This window comes from Paenibacillus sp. (assembly GCF_035645195.1).
In the GTDB taxonomy this organism is placed as follows: domain Bacteria; phylum Bacillota; class Bacilli; order Paenibacillales; family YIM-B00363; genus Paenibacillus_AE.
On record NZ_DASQNA010000018.1, the window covers coordinates 225593 to 242179 of the forward strand.

The following is a 16587-nucleotide window of genomic DNA, read 5'->3' on the forward strand; positions in this document are numbered from 1 at the left end:
TATGCGCATTTTTCGAACGATCGACGAATACAAGCGGTTTCTGGCGGAGCTGCCCGCCTCCCGGACCGTCGGCTTCGTGCCGACGATGGGGTATTTGCACGCGGGGCATCTGTCGCTCGTGGAGCGGGCGAAGCGGGAAAACGACGTCGTCGTGATGAGCGTCTTCGTCAACCCGCTCCAATTCGGGCCGAACGAAGATTTCGAGCGGTACCCGCGGGACGAAGCGCGCGATCTCGCGCTGATGGAAAGCGCCGGCGTCGACGCGGCTTTCCTGCCCGGCGTGCGGGACATGTACCCGAACGGCGCCGTGAAGACGACGGTGCGCGTCGCGGGCGTGACGGAGCGGCTGTGCGGCGCTTCGCGGCCGGGCCATTTCGACGGCGTGGCGACCGTCGTCTCCAAGCTGTTCCACATCGTTGAACCGACGCGGGCGTATTTCGGCCTTAAGGACGCGCAGCAGGTCGCCGTTATCGAGACGATGGTCGCCGATCTCAACATGAACGTGACCGTCGTGCCATGCCCGACGCTCCGGGAGCCGGACGGGCTCGCGATGAGCTCGCGCAACGTTTATTTGACGCCGGAGCAGCGCGAGCGCGCGACGGTGCTGTACGCTTCGCTCCAAGCGATCGACGGCTGGCGCCGGGCGAATCCGGACGTGACCGCCGCCGAGCTCGAGGCGAAGCTCGCCGAAGCGATTCGCCGGACGCCGGGCGCCGAGCTCGACTACGCGCAGGTGATGACGTACCCGGCGCTCGAGCCGATCGAAGGTCCGGTTCGCCGGGCCGGCCGGTTTATCGCCGCGCTGGCGGTCAAATTCGGCGGCACGCGCCTGATCGACAACCGTTTGTTCGAAGGCGAGGACACCGCTACCTAAGCCGGAGCACGCAATGATTTTTTATATACACTGAACCGATTTATAAGAAAGAGGTGAGCGCCCATGTTTCGCACGATGATGAAATCGAAAATTCATCGCGCCGTCGTCACCGAGGCGAATTTGAATTACGTCGGCAGCATTACGATCGACGAAGACTTGATGGACGCGGTCGACATTTGGCCGAACGAGAAGGTGCAGGTCGTCAACAATACGAACGGCGCTAGGCTGGAGACGTACGTCATTCCGGGCCCCCGCGGCGAGGGCACGATTTGTCTGAACGGCGCGGCGGCCCGCCTCGTGCAGCCCGGCGACGTCGTCATCATCATTTCGTACGCGGCGATGTCGGAGGAAGAAGCACGCCATTATAAGCCGAAAGTGGCCATTATGGGGGCGGGCAACAAAATCGTCCGGACGGACGACCACGAGGTTCACGCGACGATTTTGTGAAGTCCCATAAGCATTTGGCAGAATGAAAAGCCTCCCGGGCGCAAACAATGAGGGTACCTCGCGTCGCGAATCCAACCGAAAGGTGGGAGGCCCATGTTCAAGTACTTGTTTCAATCGATGAACGAGAAGCTGGACGGCATTCTCGAGGCGCTGCCCGTCGCACACGGGACGGCCAAGCAAGCGCTGCTCCGCCAGCTGCAAGAGCTAAGGGAAATCAGCGACGGCATGATCGAGGAATGGCTGCTGTTCGAAGAAAAACTTGCCCAGGCAGGCAAGCGGTCTTCGCAGCCCGCGGCCGCGTCGCCGGCGGGAAGCGCGGGCAAGCTGTTCGACCTGCCTGCGGAAGCCTCCGAGTCGCCGATGCAAACGATGCAGTACCAGCGGGGCGAAGGGTATTTCAAGCTGTACATGTTCGCCGAAGCGGCGAGGGAATTTCAGGCGGTCGTGGCGAAATTTCCTGAGTTTTTGCAAGCCCGGTTGTACTTGGCGTTATGCCTTCTCCAGAACGAAAACGTCGCGGAAGCTTACAGCCATCTTCAAATCTTAATATCGCTCGCGGACGACGGGAAGATGAAGGCGATCGCGTACAATGCGCTGGGCTGCGTGAACGCCGTGAAAGGAAACGTCGACCAGGCCTGCGAATGTTTTCGCACGTCGCACGCCTTGGATCCGAACTTTCAAGACCCTGTTAATAATTTGAAAGCATGCCAGACGGAAGGCGGCGTGCTCCATCTCGGCGTCGCCATCGGGTAAGTGGAGGTTTCTTCTATTTCCTTTTCGTCCGGCCGTTTGGTATCCTAAAAGGAACGAAACCACGATTATGCCGGAGAGGGAACGAAGAACGAATGAGATTTGCCGTATTGGATCTGGAAACGACGGGCGATCAGGCCGGCCGCGACGAAATTATCCAGGTCGGACTCGTGATCGTCAACGACTTTGAAATCGAACATACGTACGCTTCGTTCGTTCGCCCCAGCGCGCCGATCCCGCCGTTCATCCGCTCGCTGACCGGCATTACGGACGAGATGGTGGCGGACGCGCCGGAGCCGGACGACGTCATGAACGAGATCGTGCCGCTGCTGGACGGGGCGGTGCTCGTCGCGCACAACGCGATGTTCGACGTGGCGTTCCTGCAGCGCTCGCTCGGCAATGCGGGTTATCCCGCCTTCGCCGGGCGTATCCTCGATACGCTCGATTGGCTGCGGATGCTGTTCCCGACGCTGTCGAGCTATCAGCTGTCGTTCGTCTCCGCGGCGTTCGGCATCGAGCACGATCGGCCGCATCAAGCCGACAGCGACGCCGAAGCGACTGCACGCATTTGGATCCGCTGCATGGAGAAGCTGTTCTCGCTGCCGCTCATGACGCTGCAGCGGCTCGGCTTCTTGTTCGCGCATCCGGACATGGCCGGCGGGGATAACGCCTGGTTTTTGGAAGAAGTCGTCGCGTACAAGGAGCAGATAGCCGATGGGAGCGACCGAGAACCGGCGAAATCCCACCGGCAATTTGCGTTGGGCGTGGACGATTGGGCGACCGGCGAGGACGAGGGGCGCGAAGCGCTGGACCTCGATTTCGAAGCGTTCTACGAAGAAATGAAGCGCCGCATTCGCGAGAAGGTGCCGGATTACGAGGAACGACCGGCGCAGGAGCGGATGATGCAAGAAGTGTCGCAATCGCTCAACGACGAGAAGCATCTCGTCATCGAGGCGGGCACGGGCACGGGCAAATCGCTCGGCTATTTGATCCCGTCCATTCATTACGCGCTGCAGCATAAAGAGAAGGTCGTCGTCAGCACGCATACGATCAATTTGCAGGAGCAGTTGAGGCAGAAGGAGCTTCCGCTGCTGCACGAGCTGTCGCCGGCGCCGTTCAAATCGGCGGTGCTCAAAGGGCGCAGCCATTATTTATGCCTCCGCAAATTCGAACATAAGGTAAACCTGCAGGACTTCCCGAACGAGCGCGAAGATCGGATCATCGCCGCGCAGATGATCGTTTGGCTCGGCGAAACGGCGCACGGCGACGAAGAGGAGCTGAACCTCGGTCAAAAGGGCGGCGAATTTTGGTCCCACGTCGCGTCGGATGCGGATTCGTGCTTGAACCGGGCATGTCCTTGGTTCCGCAAATGCTTCTATCATCGCGCGCGGAACGAAGCGAACGAAGCCGACGTTATTATTACGAATCATTCCTTATTATTCACCGACGTGAAAGCGGAGCACCGCATCCTTCCCGCATATGGAAGACTGGTCGTCGACGAAGCCCATCATCTCGAGGACGTAGCGAGCCAGCATCTCGGATTGGAGCTGTCGTATTTCTCGCTCGTCGGCGCGCTGACGACGCTGCTCAAGGACAGCAAAACCGGTCAGCTGCCGCTGCTGAAGTCGCTCCTCGAGCAGCATCCGAACGCGAAAACCGAAGGCTGGAGCGAACGGCTAGGCGAGCTGTTCCCGGAGATCGTCAAAGCGAAAGAGACGTGGGACGAGCTGTTCGAAGCGCTGTACGACCGATTTCTTGCGCGGGAAGCGGCGGCGTCGGCGGAGGGCGGCGGCACCGTCGCGGTCCGCTTAAAGCACGATAAGCTTCCGCACGATTGGAATCAGTTCGAAGCGATGGAAGACAATCTGTATCTTACGCTGTCGAAAGTGCTCAAGGTGCTCGATCGGCTGATCAACGAAGGGAAAGAGGATGCCGACGATTTCGGGCTGGAGAGCCTCCTTACCGATCTCTCCGGCACCGTGAAGGACGTCTACCGGGCCCGCGACGCGCTCCGCCTGCTCATTAAGGCCGACGACTCCAACATGGTGTATTGGCTCGAGGCGAGTCCGCATTTCAAGTCGCGTTCCGTCCGGCTGTATGCCGCCCCGATCGACGTTTCGGGCCTCATGCGGGAGCACTTCTGGGAGCGGAAAGACGCCGTCGTCATGACGTCCGCGACGCTGACGGTCGAGAAATCGTTCGACTACGTCAAATCGCAGCTAGGCCTAAAAAGCGGCGGCGAAGACGGAGAGCGGCTGGCGACGGTGCAGCTGCCGTCTCCGTTCAAATACCGCGAGCAGGCGCTCGTGCTCATTCCCCGCGATTTCCCCGGCCTCAAAGGGGCGAACGCCGACCCGGCGTTCCTCGAGCGGCTCGTCGAGTCGCTGCGCGATGCGGCGGTCGTCACGAACGGCAAAATGCTCGTGCTCTTCACGTCGAACAAAATGTTAAAGCAAACGCACGGGCCGCTGCGAGACGCGCTGCAGCCGCACGGCATTCACGTGCTCGGCCAAGGGGTCGACAGCGGCAACCGCAGCAAGCTGACCCGGTTGTTCCTGCAGGCGAATTCGGCGGTGCTGCTCGGGACGAGTTCGTTCTGGGAGGGCGTCGACATCCCCGGCGAGGCGCTGACGTGTCTCGCCATCGTGCGCCTGCCGTTCCAGCCGCCGAACCATCCGATGGTCGAGGCGAAGAGCGAATATTTGCGGGCCCGCAACGAAAATCCGTTCACGAAGCTGTCGGTGCCGCAGGCGGTCATTCGATTCAAGCAGGGCTTCGGGAGGCTCGTCCGCACGGCGAGAGACCGGGGCATCGTGCTGATTTACGACACGCGCGTCATCGAGACGAACTACGGGAAACATTTCTTGTATTCGCTGCCCGGACCGAAAATCGAACATCTGCCTTGCGGATCGATTCCGGGGCGTATGCGCGAGTGGCTGGACGCGCCTTGGCCGGCGGGGAAGGAGGAAGCGACTTGAAATTTCCTAAAATTTCGGAGGCGGTCGTCCGCCGCCTGCCGATGTATTTGCGCAACTTGAACGAGCTCGCCAAGAGCGACGTGCAGACGGTGTCGTCCCAGGAGCTGGGAAGGCGCCTCGATCTGAACCCGGCGCAAATTCGGAAAGATCTCGCTTATTTCGGCGAGTTCGGGAAGAAAGGCATCGGGTACGACGTCAACTATTTGGTCGAGAAAATTCGAGGCATTTTGAAGCTTGACCAGGAAATCCGCGTCGCGCTCGTCGGCGCGGGCAACCTCGGGCATGCGCTGTGCAATTATAACGCTTATTTGAAGGATAATATGCGCATCTCCGCCGTGTTCGACGCCAATCCGAAGCGGGTCGGCGAAAGCATCAACCAGCTCAGCGTCCAGCCGATGCACGAGCTGGTCGAGACGGTTCGGGAGCAGCGCGTCCGCATCGGCATCATTACGGTGCCGGCCGCGGAAGCGCAAAACGTGGCCGACCAGTTCGTGGAGGCGGGCGTCGAGGGGATTCTCAATTTCGCCCCTTCGATCATCAAGGTGCCGCATCATATTCGGGTGCATTACGCCGATTTCACGATCGAGCTGCAAAGCCTCGCGTATTATTTGAATCGGAACGAGACGGAGGAAGACGAAGAATGACGAAGCGCACGGTAATTCGGAACGGCGCCATCCTGACGATGGCGGAAGGCGAACAGGGCACGACCGTGTTCGAAGGAACGCTGGTCATCGCGGGCGACCGCATCCAATACATAGGCAAGGAGCCGGTCCAGCCGGTACCGGAGGACGAAGTCGTCGACGGACGGGGCAAGCTGTTCATGCCCGGCCTCGTCAATACGCACGGCCACGCGGCGATGTCGCTGCTGCGGGGGCTCAAGGACGACGTCAATCTGCAGGTGTGGCTGCAGGAATACATGTGGCCGACGGAGGCGAAGTTCACGGCGGCGGACGTGCGGGCGGGAACGATGCTCGCGCTCGTGGAGATGCTGAAGAGCGGAACGACGACGTTCATGGACATGTACGACCACATGGACCAAGTGGCGGAAGCGGCGGCGGACGCGGGCATTCGGGCGTGCCTGACGCGCGGCGTCATCGGACTTTGTCCGGAAGACGTGCAGCGCGCGAAACTTGCCGAAGCGATCCGCTTCGCGAAGACGTGGCACGGCGCGGCGGACGGCCGCATCACGACGGCGATGGCGCCGCACGCTCCGTATACGTGCCCGCCGGAGTATATCGCGAAATTCGTCGAGGCGGCGCATGAGCTCGATCTGCCGATCCACACGCACATGTCCGAAACGGCGCGCGAGGTGGCCGACAACGTCGAGGCGTACGGCGCCAGACCGGTCGAACATTTGCTGAGGCTCGGCGTCTTCTCCCGCCCATGCCTCGTCGCGCACGGCGTACATCTGACGGACGAAGAAATCGCGATATTGGCGGAGCACGGCGTCGGCGTGTCGCACAACCCGGGCAGCAACCTGAAGCTGGCGAGCGGCGTCGCCCGCGTGCCCGAGCTGTTGAAGGCGGGCGTGCGCGTGTCGCTCGGCACCGACAGCGCCGCGAGCAACAATAACTTGGACATATTCCGCGAAATCCGGCTCGCCGCGCTCATCCACAAAGGCTTCAGCGGCGATCCGACCGCGGTGCCGGCGGCGACGGCGCTTCGAATGGGCACGGTATTCGGCGCGCGCTCGCTGTGGTTGAACGACGTCGGGACGCTCGAGGCGGGCATGAAGGCGGACGTCGTCGCGGTGGACGTGACGAAGCCGCACTACCAGCCGGAAGCGGATCTCGTGTCGCACATCGTCTACGCCGGCTCGGGCGGGGACGTGACCGACGTATGGGTGAACGGCAAGCGGGTCGTCAGCGGAGGGGCGTGTCTCACGCTCGACGAAGAGCGGATTAAAGCCGAGGCGAACGCGGCCTTGCGCCGGTTGAAGGGAACCGCGTAACATGGCCGAGCGGATGTGGAACGACGACGACCGGCGCCGAAAGCTCGGTTTGCGGACGATCCTCGCCGCCGGCTTGCTGCTGGCGGTCGGCGCTTTGTTCGGCAGCCGGTTTTACGGCACGGTGCAGGAGCCTTACTGGGACGTCGTCGAGCGAGCGGAGTCGCGAGCGATGGAAGAGCTGCAGTTCGCCGCCGTCACGTCCGTCGAACGGTTCGTCGGCGACCAGCCGATTACGGTCGTCACCGGCGTATACGGCGAGGGCGAGGAACGAACGCCCGTCATCGCTTGGCTGTGGGGCGAAGACGGGGCGCATGTCGAGCGCCTCGACGCGGGCGTCGCCCGCGAGGAGCTGAAGGCGCGCGTGCTGCGGGAGCGGCCGGAAGCGCGTCTCCTGCGCATCGCGCCGGGCAAGCTCGGCGAGGAATACGTATGGGAAGTGTACTACGAGGTTCAAGAAGACGAGGCGAGCCGGAAATATTACGAGTATTACCGGTTTCGCGACGGCGCGAAGCTGGAGACGTACCGGCTCGCGCTCGAGCGATGACGCGGCGCCAGACGCCGCCGAACGGAGGAACAGAGCAACGCATGAAGTGGTCGTGGAGAACGAAGCTGTGGTTTTGGTTGACGGTGATTTTCGGCGTGCTGCTGGTGCTGTCGCTGCTCATTCGATAACCGAATATTCAGGCGCCCAGCGCGCAAACGAGGCGCAGCCTTCCACACATTGCATCCCCTTTTTGAGCGTCTATTGTGATATACTCTCGTATATACGATCATGATAGATACTAGAAAGGGGGACGAAGTTGTGAAGCTGCGTCTCTTACCTGTCGCTATAACGTTAGTCGTTTCCTCCGCCGTCTTGTTCGGCGGTTGGTTTATGTATCAGGCGGTCGCGATGGAGGACCCGTTCCTCGAATCGATCGCCGCCGTGCCGGGCGTCGAAAGTCCGGAGCTCGAGCTCGGCCGCGAAGCGGCCGTCGTGCGTTTCACGCTGTCGCCCGACGCTAATTTGCGCGAGGCAGTGCAAGATATCGCCGCAGCGGCGGAATCGTCCCTTGGCGGACGCGCCGTCGCGATGCAGCCGGTCGGCCAGCCGAGCCGCGCGCTCGACGATTGGTGGGCCGGCGCGCTGTTCGACGTCGCGCAAGCGATGGAGACGCGTCAATATTCGCTTATTCCGGAACGGCTGAACGCCTTGGCGTCCCAATCGCCATCCGATATCCAGGTCGTCACCGAAATGGACGACGTGAACGTCTACATCACGATCTCGAACGGCGAAAACCGCAAATACGTCGTGCTGCCTCGCACGCCGGCGATGATGGGGGTGTGGCCGAATGAGTAAGTATGGGAAAGAGATCGCCATCGGCTTCGTACCGGTGCTGCTCGCGTTCTTGTTCTTCATCGGCGTCAATCCGGTTCCGCTGCTGCTCGTCGCCGTCATCGCCGGCTCGCTGCTGCTGATGACCCGGATGCGGGGCGGCGCCGGACTCGTCGGCGGCGAACGTTCGAAGCCGCGGGCGAAGCTGCCTTCGTTCCTGACGTTCGACGATATCGGCGGGCAGGATCGGGCGAAGAAAGAGCTGATCGAGGCGCTCGACTTCCTCGTGAAGCCGGAACTGATCGAGAAGTTCGGCATTCGTCCGCTGAAGGGCATCCTGCTGATGGGTCCTCCGGGAACGGGGAAAACGTTGATGGCGAAGGCGGCCGCCCACTACACGGACAGCGTGTTCGTCGGCGCGAGCGGCTCCGAATTCGTTGAAATGTACGTCGGCGTCGGCGCGTCCCGGATGCGCGACCTATTCAAGGAAGCGCGTCAGAAGGCGACCAAGGAAAACAAAGCGAACGCGATCATCTTCATCGACGAGATCGACGTCGTCGGAGGCAAACGGGACGGCGGGCAGCAGCGCGAATACGATCAGACGCTGAACCAGCTGCTCACCGAGATGGACGGCCTGCATACGTCGGAGTCGCCGCGCATCTTGATCATGGCCGCGACGAACCGGAAAGATATGCTCGATTCCGCGCTGCTGCGTCCGGGGCGATTCGACCGGCACATTCAGGTCGACCTGCCGGATGCCAAGGGGCGGCTGCACATCCTCGAGCTGCATGCGCGCAATAAGCCGCTGGCCGAAGGCGTATCGCTTCGGAAAATCGCCGATCAGACGTTCGGCTTCTCCGGCGCGCAGCTCGAGAGCCTCATGAACGAGGCGGCGATTTACGCGATGCGCGAGACGGCGGAGCGCATCGAAGAGCGCCATTTGCTGCAGGCGATCGACAAAGTGATGATGGGCGAGAAGACGGACCGGGAAGCGGCAGCGGAAGAGCGCGAGCGAGTAGCGATTCACGAACTCGGGCATGCTATTGTCGCCGAATCGGTGCGTCCCGGCTCGGTCAGCCAGGTCGCGCTCAGCCCGCGCGGGCAAGCGCTCGGCTACGTACGGCACAACCCGCCAGGGGACAAGTACCTATACACGAAACGGTACTTGGAGGAGCAAATTATGATCGCGCTCGGCGGCTCGGCCGCGGAGGAGATGTTCTACGGCGAGCGGAGCACCGGCTCTCGCAACGACTTCGAGCAGTCGCTCGGACTCGTGAAGACGATGATCGATTCCGGCCTTACCGAACTCGGCATCGTCGAATCGTCGATGCTGACCAAAGAAGAGTACAGCAAGGCGAACGCCGACATTTTGGACGACTTGACGGCGCGGACGAGGGAGCTGCTCGCCGCGTATCGACCGGTGTTCGACGCGTCGCTCGACATTTTGAAGAAGGAAGAGACGCTGTCCGGCGATCAATTCCGCGAACTGCTTCGCGGCGTCGAATTGCAGCCGACTGCATAACGCAAGATCCGACATGCTCCGGAAACGCGGTTCGCCGCGTCCCTCCGGAGTATCTTCATACATAATTGAGGTGTGGAAGAGCATGACAAGTTTAAAACGAATCGGCGTCATCGGCGCGGGCACGATGGGTCAGGCGATCGCCGAAATGTTAGGACATAAAGGGCTCGACGTCTATATCGCGGAGAAAAGCGCGAAAAACCTGGAGCACGGCCTGAGAGGCATCGAGATGAGCTTGGATAAGCAAATCGAAAAATGGGCGCTTACCGAAGCGGAGAAAAAGGTGATCCTCTCCCGCATGCACGCGGTCGACGGGCTCGAAGGGCTTGCCGATTGCGAGCTGATCATCGAAACGATCAGCGAAGATCTCGACGCGAAGAAGGACGTATTCCGACGCGTCGGCGATTTGTGCGGCGAAGACGTCATTCTGGCGAGCAACACGTCGACGCTCAGCCTCACCGAGCTGGCGGGCGTCGCGCGTTTCCCGGCCCGGGTCATCGGGCTCCATTTCATTCACCCGGTGTCGAACATCGACATGGTCGAGGTCATCCGCGGGCTGCAGACGTCGGACGACACGTTCCAGCGGACGCGCTCGTTCGTCGAGGACGTGCTCTCGAAGAAAAGCATTCTCGTGTACGAGTCTCCCGGCTTCGTCACGACGCGCCTCATCTGCACGTTGATCAACGAAGCGATGCATACGCTCGCCGAAGGCGTCGCCTCCGCGGAAGACATCGACAACGCGATGCGCCTCGGCTACGGGTTCAAGCACGGACCGCTCGAAATGGCGGACCGGTTCGGCCTCGACGCCGTGCTCGCCGCGCTCGAGCGCATGTTCCGCGACTACGGGGACCTCAAGTACCGTCCGGCCGTGCTGCTGCGCAAAATGGTTCGCGCCGGGCAGCTCGGCGTCAAGACGGGCTACGGTTTCTTCCGTTACGACGAGGATGGTGATAGAATATGAAGGTGTTGGTCATTAACGCCGGCAGTTCTTCCTTGAAATATCAGCTCTACGACATGACCGACGAGTCGGTGCTGGCCGCCGGCCGCGTGGAGCGCATCGGCATGGAATCCGCCATCTTGACCCATGAGCCGGCGGGGAAGCCGGAGGTGCGCGAGGTCAGCGAAATCCTGGACCATACGGCCGCGATCCGAAAAGTGCTGGCCGTCATTGTACATAGCGAGCACGGCGTCATCCGCTCGATCGAAGACATTCAAGCGGTCGGACACCGCGTCGTGCACGGCGGGGAATCGTTCCGCGAATCCGCGATCGTCACGCCCGAGGTGAAGCAGGAAATCAAGCGGTTGTTCGATTTGGCGCCGCTGCACAACCCGGCCCACATGATGGGCATTTCGGCGGTGGAAGCGAACTTGCCGGGCGTGCCGCAGGTCGTCGTCTTCGACACCGCGTTCCACCAGACGATGGACCAGAACGCGTACCTGTATCCGATCCCGCTGGCGCTGTACCGCCGGCACAAAATTCGGAAATACGGCTTCCACGGCACGTCGCACATGTACGTCAGCCGGCGCGCCGCAGAGTTCCTCGGGCGTAAACTCGAGGAGCTCAAAATCGTAACGTGTCACATTGGCAACGGCGCCAGCGTCACGGCGGTGAAGGGCGGCAAATCGGTCGACACGTCGATGGGCATGACGCCGCTCGAAGGCCTCATGATGGGCACGCGCAGCGGCGATTTGGATCCCGCGGTCGTCCCGTTCGTCATGGGCAAGGAAGATTTGACGATCGGCGAAGTGAGCTCGATGCTGAACAAGCACAGCGGCCTCATCGCCATCTCCGGCATTTCGAGCGACATGCGCGAAATTCAGGAGGCGATGGAGGAGGGGCATCCGAACGCGAGGCTCGCGTTCGAGATGTACGAGTACCGGCTGCGCAAATATATCGGCGCGTACGCCGCGGCCATGAACGGCATCGACGCGATCGTCTTTACGGCGGGCGTCGGCGAAAATTCGTGGCTGCTTCGGGCGAGAACGTGCCTGAATTTAGCGTATTTGGGCGTAGAAATCGATCCCGAAGCGAATTTGGTGCGCTCGAAGGAGGATCGGCGCATCTCGACGGCGAATTCGAAAGTCGAGGTGCTCGTCATTCCGACCAACGAAGAGCTCGTCATCGCAAGGGATACGTACGCGTTGGTGCGGTCGGAAGAGAGCGGCGCGTAATTTTTATCGAAAAGTAGGGGTCGAACTATGAGCGGAACGGATTCGATTCGAACGACGATACGGGACGTGTCTGCCCACGTGGGCCAGACGGTAACCATCGGCTGCTGGCTGCACCGGAAACGGTCCAGCGGCAAAATTTCATTCCTTCAGCTGCGCGACGGCACGGGCTTCATCCAAGGCGTCCTCGCGAAGAACGACGTCGCGGAAGACGTCTGGGCGGCGGCGGACAAGCTGACGCAGGAGTCGTCCTTGTGGGCGACCGGGGTCGTCCGCGAAGATCCGCGCAGCCCGAGCGGGTACGAGCTGACGCTGACCGGCGTCGACATCATTCATCTGACGTCGGACTATCCGATCACGCCGAAGGAGCACGGCGTCGATTTCTTGATGGACCACCGCCATCTGTGGCTTCGCTCGCCGAAGCAGCACGCGATTTTGACGATTCGCGCGCAAATCGTGCGGGCGATTCAAGAGTTTTTCGACACGCGCGGCTTTACGCAAGTGGACGCGCCGATTTTGACGCCGACGTCCGCCGAGGGCACCACGAACTTGTTCCATACGAAATATTTCGACGAGGACGCCTTCTTGACGCAGAGCGGCCAGCTGTACATGGAAGCGGCCGCGATGGCGCTCGGGAAAGTGTATTCGTTCGGCCCGACGTTCCGAGCGGAAAAATCGAAGACGCGGCGCCACCTGATCGAGTTTTGGATGATCGAGCCGGAGATGGCGTTCGTCGACCACGAGGAAAACCTGCGCGTGCAGGAGCAGTTCGTCTCGCATATCGTGAGCAGCGTGCTCGAGCACAACCGGAAGGAGCTCGCGGTGCTGGAGCGGGATACGTCGAAGCTCGAGAAGGCGATCGCGCCGTTCCCGCGCATTACGTACGACGACGCGGTCAAGTTTTTGAACGCGAACGGCTTTCCGGAGTTTACGTGGGGCGAAGATTTCGGCGCGCCGCACGAAACGGCGATCGCCGAAAGCTATGAGAAGCCGGTATTTATTACGCATTATCCGACGTCGCTGAAGGCGTTCTATATGAAACCGGATCCGAACCGGCCGGAAGTGGTGCTGTGCGCCGACTTGATCGCGCCGGAAGGCTACGGGGAAATTATCGGCGGCTCGCAGCGCATCGACGACCCGGCGCTCATGGAGCAGCGGTTCGAAGAGCATCATCTGTCCAAGGAAACGTACCGTTGGTACTTGGATTTGCGCACGTACGGCTCCGTACCGCATTCGGGTTTCGGGCTCGGCCTCGAGCGAACCGTTGCTTGGATTTGCGGGCTCGACCACGTGCGGGAGACGATTCCGTTCCCGCGTCTTCTCTATCGTCTGTACCCTTAAAGAGAAACGGAGGAACGACCATGGCGCCACTGGACGCGTACCGGGAAGGGCTTCGCGCGGGGTTGCGCCTCGGCGCGGCATCCGTTCCCGGCTTATTCTTGCAAACATACGCCCGGCTGGGCCTCTCGGAGATCGAAGCGATGCTTCTGATCCATCTGATGTATTTCCAAGAGCGGGAGCATACGGTGTTCCCGACGCCCGAGCAGCTCGCCTCGCGCATGTCGACGTCGCCCGATCGGGTGCTGTCGGCGATCGAGCGGTTCGTCCGCGAAGGCTTCCTGACGATCGAAGACGACGTCGACGCCGTCACCGGCGTCCGCGGCGAGCGGTACGATCTAGCGCCGCTGTACGACAAGCTCGCGGCGGCTTGGTCGGCGCAGCCGGAGTTAGACGAGTACGATGCTACGGTCGAGCCGGAGACGTACCGCCAGACGGCGGCGTCCTCGCCTGCGCCTCGCGAGACGGCCGCCTCGCGGCGCAAAGATCTGTTCACCGTCTTCGAGAGCGAATTCGCCCGTCCGCTGTCTCCGCTGGAGTACGAGACGATCGTCAATTGGCTCGACCAGGACAAATATACGGATTCGCTCATCATGGCGGCGCTGAAGGAAGCGGTGTTCGCCGGGAAGGTGCATTTCCGTTATATCGACCGCATCCTGATGGAGTGGGCGAAAAACCGAATTACGACGCCGGAGGAAGCGAAGGCGTATACGGAGCGGTTCCGGGGCGGTCGTTAACGGTTGCGCCCCTGCCCGGAGCGCCGCTCCTCGATACACCGTCCGACGCGCAGCATTGCGCGCGGGCGGTGTTTTTGTCGTTGCGCCGCCCGACTCGGCGCGGGGAGGGACCCGCGCTTCGGACGGTGCTTCCCGTCGTCCGGCTGTGATAAAATGGAAGGCGACTGCAATTCACGGAAACGAGGGCGAAGCGTATGTGGATCAAGCTGCCGAGAGAGCAGAAACAAGATATCGTCGAAGCGGTGCAGCGTTATTTCGAAACGGAGCGGGACGAATCGATCGGGTCGGTCGCGGCCGAGGGGATCGTCGACTTTTTTGTCGAGGCGCTGGCCCGCATCTGTATAACCAAGGCGTCAACGACGCGCGCCGCGTCGTCGCGGAGCGGATCGCGGCGGTCGAGGACGAGCTGTACGCGCTGGAGCGGCCGAACCCGCGATTAGGTCGATGAGCCGGAATCGCGCGTGTTTGCTGCTGCACGGATTTACGGGCGGCCCGTACGAGGTGGAGCCGCTGGCGCGCCATTTGCGCGCTTGCGGCTGGCATTGCGTCGCGCCGACGCTGCCGGGCCACGGGGAATCGCTGCGGGCGTTGAAGAACGTCCGGTACGCGGACTGGCTCGCGGCGGCGTCGGCCGCCGCCGAGTCGCTGATTGCGCGCACCGGCCCGATCGACGTCGTCGGATTCAGCATGGGCGGTCTGCTTGCCGCGCACATTGCGAATCGGTATCCGGTCCGCCGGGTAGCGCTGCTGAACGCGGCGGTCTATTATATTAGCCCGATGCGGTTTTTGCGCAACGCGGCAAGGCAGGTGCGCTCGGACGGATGGAAGGGGCTGCGCATCAAGCGCGAGACGCCGCCCTCGGCGATTCTCGAGTTCGCGAAGCTCGTTCGGGCGGTGCGTCCCGAGCTGTATCGCGTCGCCCAGCCGACGTTCATCGCGCAATCGGAGCAGGACGAAATCGTTCATCCGCGAAGCGCGCAGTACATTTATCGAGCGGTGCGGGGCGAGAAGGAGGCGGTCTTGTACCCGAACTCGCTGCATATGATATGCGGCGGACCGGATGCAGGGCTGTTATTCGCCCATATCGAACGCTTTTTTGCGAAGGGGGACGATTGATGCTTACGCTCGAGGTGCGGAGAGGGTCTTGGCTGGGCCATCCGGCGACGGCGGCGCTGTGCGCGGCATTGTCCGCCGGCTGCTGCGCCATGCTGGCGTTCCGGCCGACGCTGGCGGAGGAAGTGCGGTTTTTATTTTTAGGCTGGAATTTGTTCCTGGCGTGGCTGCCTTACGTCGCCGCGGCTGCGGCCGCGCTGCTGCTCCGGTCGCCGGCGCTGCGGCCGCTCTGCCGAGCCGGGGCAATCGCCTCGGGGATCCTCTGGCTGCTTTTTTTGCCGAACGCCTTGTATTTAGCGACCGATTTGATCCATTTGATCGCCGGGCGCAACCGGTATATCGAAGGCGGCTCCATCAGCTATTTGGTCTGGTACGATCTCTGTTTGTTTTTGGCGTTTTTTTGGTGCGGCGTGTTTCTCGGCTTTTTGTCCACGCTCATCATGCACCGGCTGACGGCGGACCGGTTCGGCCGCCCGGCGGGTTGGGCGTTCGTCGCCGTCGTGTCGCTGCTGTGCGGGTACGGCGTCTTTTTGGGCCGCATCGTACGATTGAACAGCTGGGATGCGTTGGTGCGGCCGAATGAGTTGATCGAGGAAGTATTGGGAAATCTACATTGGCGAGGGGCGGCGTTCAGCCTGCTGTTCGCCGCGTTCGCGGGAGTGACCTATTTATTTTTGTATCTGCTGCAGCGGCGGGGCGGGCGAGAGGATTAGGCGGGGCGAGTCTGACATACACTGAGAACGAACACGAGAGAAAGGGGACTTGCCTTACGAAAGGATCCGGAAAACTCGTTGTTTGCGATTTATTGTTTTACGCATTGCTCCCGTACGCCATCTGGATGTTCGCGCGCCATGCCGTTTCGGACTACCACGCGCTGCTGCTGTCGACCGTTCCCGGCTTCGCCTATACGATCGGGCGGTTCGCGATGGAGCGGAGCTGGAACGTCACCGGGCTTTTCTTGATCGCCGCGCTGCTCATCGGCACGACGATCGATTTGCTGTCGGGCGACGCGGAGACGATGATCCGCAATCATATTCGGACGCTGCTCGCGTTCGGGATGTTCTTTTTCCTTACGATGCTGGTGAAGCGTCCGATGGCGCTCTATTTTTTCGAGGATACCGCGCGGGTGCTCGGCTGGATGCCGGAGTCGATGCGCGACCGGGAGACGCTGCGCAGCGGGGGCCTGCTCCCGTATTTTCAAGCGCTGACGCTGCTGTTCGCGCTGCGGTACGTCGTCATCGCGGCGGTGAAGACGGTCATGTTTTCGATCCATGGCATCGAAGGGTACGGGCTGCTCATTTGGTGGCGCGTCGCCTTAAGCTGGGGCTTCGGAGCGATCATTCTGCTGGCGTCGCTGTACGTCGCCGGCCGGGTCAGGGAGCGGCTGGGGAGCTGA

The 16587-nt window shown here is 61.6% G+C and carries 17 protein-coding genes and 1 pseudogene; all 18 read left to right on the forward strand.

The annotated features are described in order from the left end of the window. Position 1 precedes the first annotated feature (1 nt). The 18 genes and pseudogenes from panC to VE009_RS10320 all read left to right on the forward strand — a co-directional run bounded on the left by panC (position 2) and on the right by VE009_RS10320 (position 16587). On the forward strand, positions 2-874 hold the full coding sequence (panC, locus tag VE009_RS10235) for a pantoate--beta-alanine ligase (protein WP_325007292.1): 873 nt from the start codon (positions 2-4) through the stop codon (positions 872-874). Between the two features lie 63 nt (positions 875-937). Further along, complete coding sequence (panD, locus tag VE009_RS10240; RefSeq protein WP_325007293.1) at positions 938-1321, forward strand: aspartate 1-decarboxylase; 384 nt, start codon at positions 938-940, stop codon at positions 1319-1321. Between the two features lie 93 nt (positions 1322-1414). Continuing rightward, entirely contained in the window at positions 1415-2074 is a 660-nt protein-coding gene (locus VE009_RS10245; protein ID WP_325007294.1) for a tetratricopeptide repeat protein, read from the forward strand. Positions 2075-2166: 92 nt separating this feature from the next. Further along, complete coding sequence (dinG, locus tag VE009_RS10250; RefSeq protein ID WP_325007295.1) at positions 2167-5049, forward strand: ATP-dependent DNA helicase DinG; 2883 nt, start codon at positions 2167-2169, stop codon at positions 5047-5049. After that, positions 5046-5693 (forward strand): redox-sensing transcriptional repressor Rex, encoded by a 648-nt coding sequence (locus tag VE009_RS10255; RefSeq protein WP_325007296.1) that lies wholly within the window; start codon positions 5046-5048, stop codon positions 5691-5693. Before dinG ends, VE009_RS10255 begins: the two co-directional genes overlap by 4 nt. Further along, positions 5690-7000, forward strand: coding sequence for an amidohydrolase (locus tag VE009_RS10260; RefSeq protein ID WP_325007297.1), 1311 nt, complete (start codon positions 5690-5692; stop codon positions 6998-7000). Before VE009_RS10255 ends, VE009_RS10260 begins: the two co-directional genes overlap by 4 nt. 1 nt (position 7001) lies before the next feature. Beyond that, the gene (locus tag VE009_RS10265; RefSeq protein WP_325007298.1) at positions 7002-7544 is read left to right on the forward strand and encodes a hypothetical protein; all 543 of its coding nucleotides are present in this window, start codon (positions 7002-7004) and stop codon (positions 7542-7544) included. Beyond that, complete coding sequence (locus VE009_RS10270; RefSeq protein WP_325007299.1) at positions 7541-7672, forward strand: hypothetical protein; 132 nt, start codon at positions 7541-7543, stop codon at positions 7670-7672. The genes VE009_RS10265 and VE009_RS10270 overlap by 4 nt, the downstream gene beginning before the upstream one ends. A 130-nt stretch (positions 7673-7802) precedes the next feature. Then, complete coding sequence (locus VE009_RS10275; RefSeq protein ID WP_325007300.1) at positions 7803-8339, forward strand: hypothetical protein; 537 nt, start codon at positions 7803-7805, stop codon at positions 8337-8339. Next, complete coding sequence (locus VE009_RS10280) at positions 8332-9837, forward strand: AAA family ATPase (protein ID WP_325007301.1); 1506 nt, start codon at positions 8332-8334, stop codon at positions 9835-9837. The genes VE009_RS10275 and VE009_RS10280 overlap by 8 nt, the downstream gene beginning before the upstream one ends. An 82-nt stretch (positions 9838-9919) precedes the next feature. Then, entirely contained in the window at positions 9920-10795 is an 876-nt protein-coding gene (locus VE009_RS10285) for a 3-hydroxyacyl-CoA dehydrogenase family protein (RefSeq protein WP_325007302.1), read from the forward strand. Continuing rightward, the gene (locus VE009_RS10290; protein ID WP_325007303.1) at positions 10792-12006 is read left to right on the forward strand and encodes an acetate kinase; all 1215 of its coding nucleotides are present in this window, start codon (positions 10792-10794) and stop codon (positions 12004-12006) included. The genes VE009_RS10285 and VE009_RS10290 overlap by 4 nt, the downstream gene beginning before the upstream one ends. A 27-nt stretch (positions 12007-12033) precedes the next feature. After that, positions 12034-13344, forward strand: a complete 1311-nt coding sequence (gene asnS, locus VE009_RS10295; RefSeq protein WP_325007304.1) for an asparagine--tRNA ligase — start codon at positions 12034-12036, stop codon at positions 13342-13344. A gap of 20 nt (positions 13345-13364) precedes the next feature. Beyond that, the gene (locus VE009_RS10300; RefSeq protein WP_325007305.1) at positions 13365-14078 is read left to right on the forward strand and encodes a DnaD domain-containing protein; all 714 of its coding nucleotides are present in this window, start codon (positions 13365-13367) and stop codon (positions 14076-14078) included. Positions 14079-14272: 194 nt separating this feature from the next. Continuing rightward, a pseudogene (locus VE009_RS10305) lies at positions 14273-14526 on the forward strand (DUF2164 domain-containing protein). Continuing rightward, on the forward strand, positions 14523-15194 hold the full coding sequence (locus VE009_RS10310) for an alpha/beta hydrolase (RefSeq protein ID WP_325007306.1): 672 nt from the start codon (positions 14523-14525) through the stop codon (positions 15192-15194). The pseudogene VE009_RS10305 and the gene VE009_RS10310 overlap by 4 nt, the downstream one beginning before the upstream one ends. Next, positions 15194-15904 carry a DUF1361 domain-containing protein gene (locus tag VE009_RS10315; RefSeq protein ID WP_325007307.1) on the forward strand — a complete coding sequence of 237 codons (711 nt, stop codon included), beginning with the start codon at positions 15194-15196 and terminating at the stop codon, positions 15902-15904. The genes VE009_RS10310 and VE009_RS10315 overlap by 1 nt, the downstream gene beginning before the upstream one ends. A 92-nt stretch (positions 15905-15996) precedes the next feature. Further along, a complete protein-coding gene (locus tag VE009_RS10320) occupies positions 15997-16587 on the forward strand; it encodes a VC0807 family protein (protein ID WP_325007308.1) in 591 nt (196 codons plus the stop codon).

What these genes read in the sequence shown, in the direction of transcription:
- panC (WP_325007292.1), top strand. Translation starts at nt 2, where the DNA reads ATGCGCATTTTTCGAACGATCGACGAATACAAGCGGTTTCTGGCGGAG.
- panD (WP_325007293.1), top strand. Translation starts at nt 938, where the DNA reads ATGTTTCGCACGATGATGAAATCGAAAATTCATCGCGCCGTCGTCACC.
- VE009_RS10245 (WP_325007294.1), top strand. Translation starts at nt 1,415, where the DNA reads ATGTTCAAGTACTTGTTTCAATCGATGAACGAGAAGCTGGACGGCATT.
- dinG (WP_325007295.1), top strand. Translation starts at nt 2,167, where the DNA reads ATGAGATTTGCCGTATTGGATCTGGAAACGACGGGCGATCAGGCCGGC.
- VE009_RS10260 (WP_325007297.1), top strand. Translation starts at nt 5,690, where the DNA reads ATGACGAAGCGCACGGTAATTCGGAACGGCGCCATCCTGACGATGGCG.
- VE009_RS10265 (WP_325007298.1), top strand. Translation starts at nt 7,002, where the DNA reads ATGGCCGAGCGGATGTGGAACGACGACGACCGGCGCCGAAAGCTCGGT.
- VE009_RS10270 (WP_325007299.1), top strand. Translation starts at nt 7,541, where the DNA reads ATGACGCGGCGCCAGACGCCGCCGAACGGAGGAACAGAGCAACGCATG.
- VE009_RS10280 (WP_325007301.1), top strand. Translation starts at nt 8,332, where the DNA reads ATGAGTAAGTATGGGAAAGAGATCGCCATCGGCTTCGTACCGGTGCTG.
- VE009_RS10285 (WP_325007302.1), top strand. Translation starts at nt 9,920, where the DNA reads ATGACAAGTTTAAAACGAATCGGCGTCATCGGCGCGGGCACGATGGGT.
- VE009_RS10290 (WP_325007303.1), top strand. Translation starts at nt 10,792, where the DNA reads ATGAAGGTGTTGGTCATTAACGCCGGCAGTTCTTCCTTGAAATATCAG.
- asnS (WP_325007304.1), top strand. Translation starts at nt 12,034, where the DNA reads ATGAGCGGAACGGATTCGATTCGAACGACGATACGGGACGTGTCTGCC.
- VE009_RS10300 (WP_325007305.1), top strand. Translation starts at nt 13,365, where the DNA reads ATGGCGCCACTGGACGCGTACCGGGAAGGGCTTCGCGCGGGGTTGCGC.
- VE009_RS10310 (WP_325007306.1), top strand. Translation starts at nt 14,523, where the DNA reads ATGAGCCGGAATCGCGCGTGTTTGCTGCTGCACGGATTTACGGGCGGC.
- VE009_RS10315 (WP_325007307.1), top strand. Translation starts at nt 15,194, where the DNA reads ATGCTTACGCTCGAGGTGCGGAGAGGGTCTTGGCTGGGCCATCCGGCG.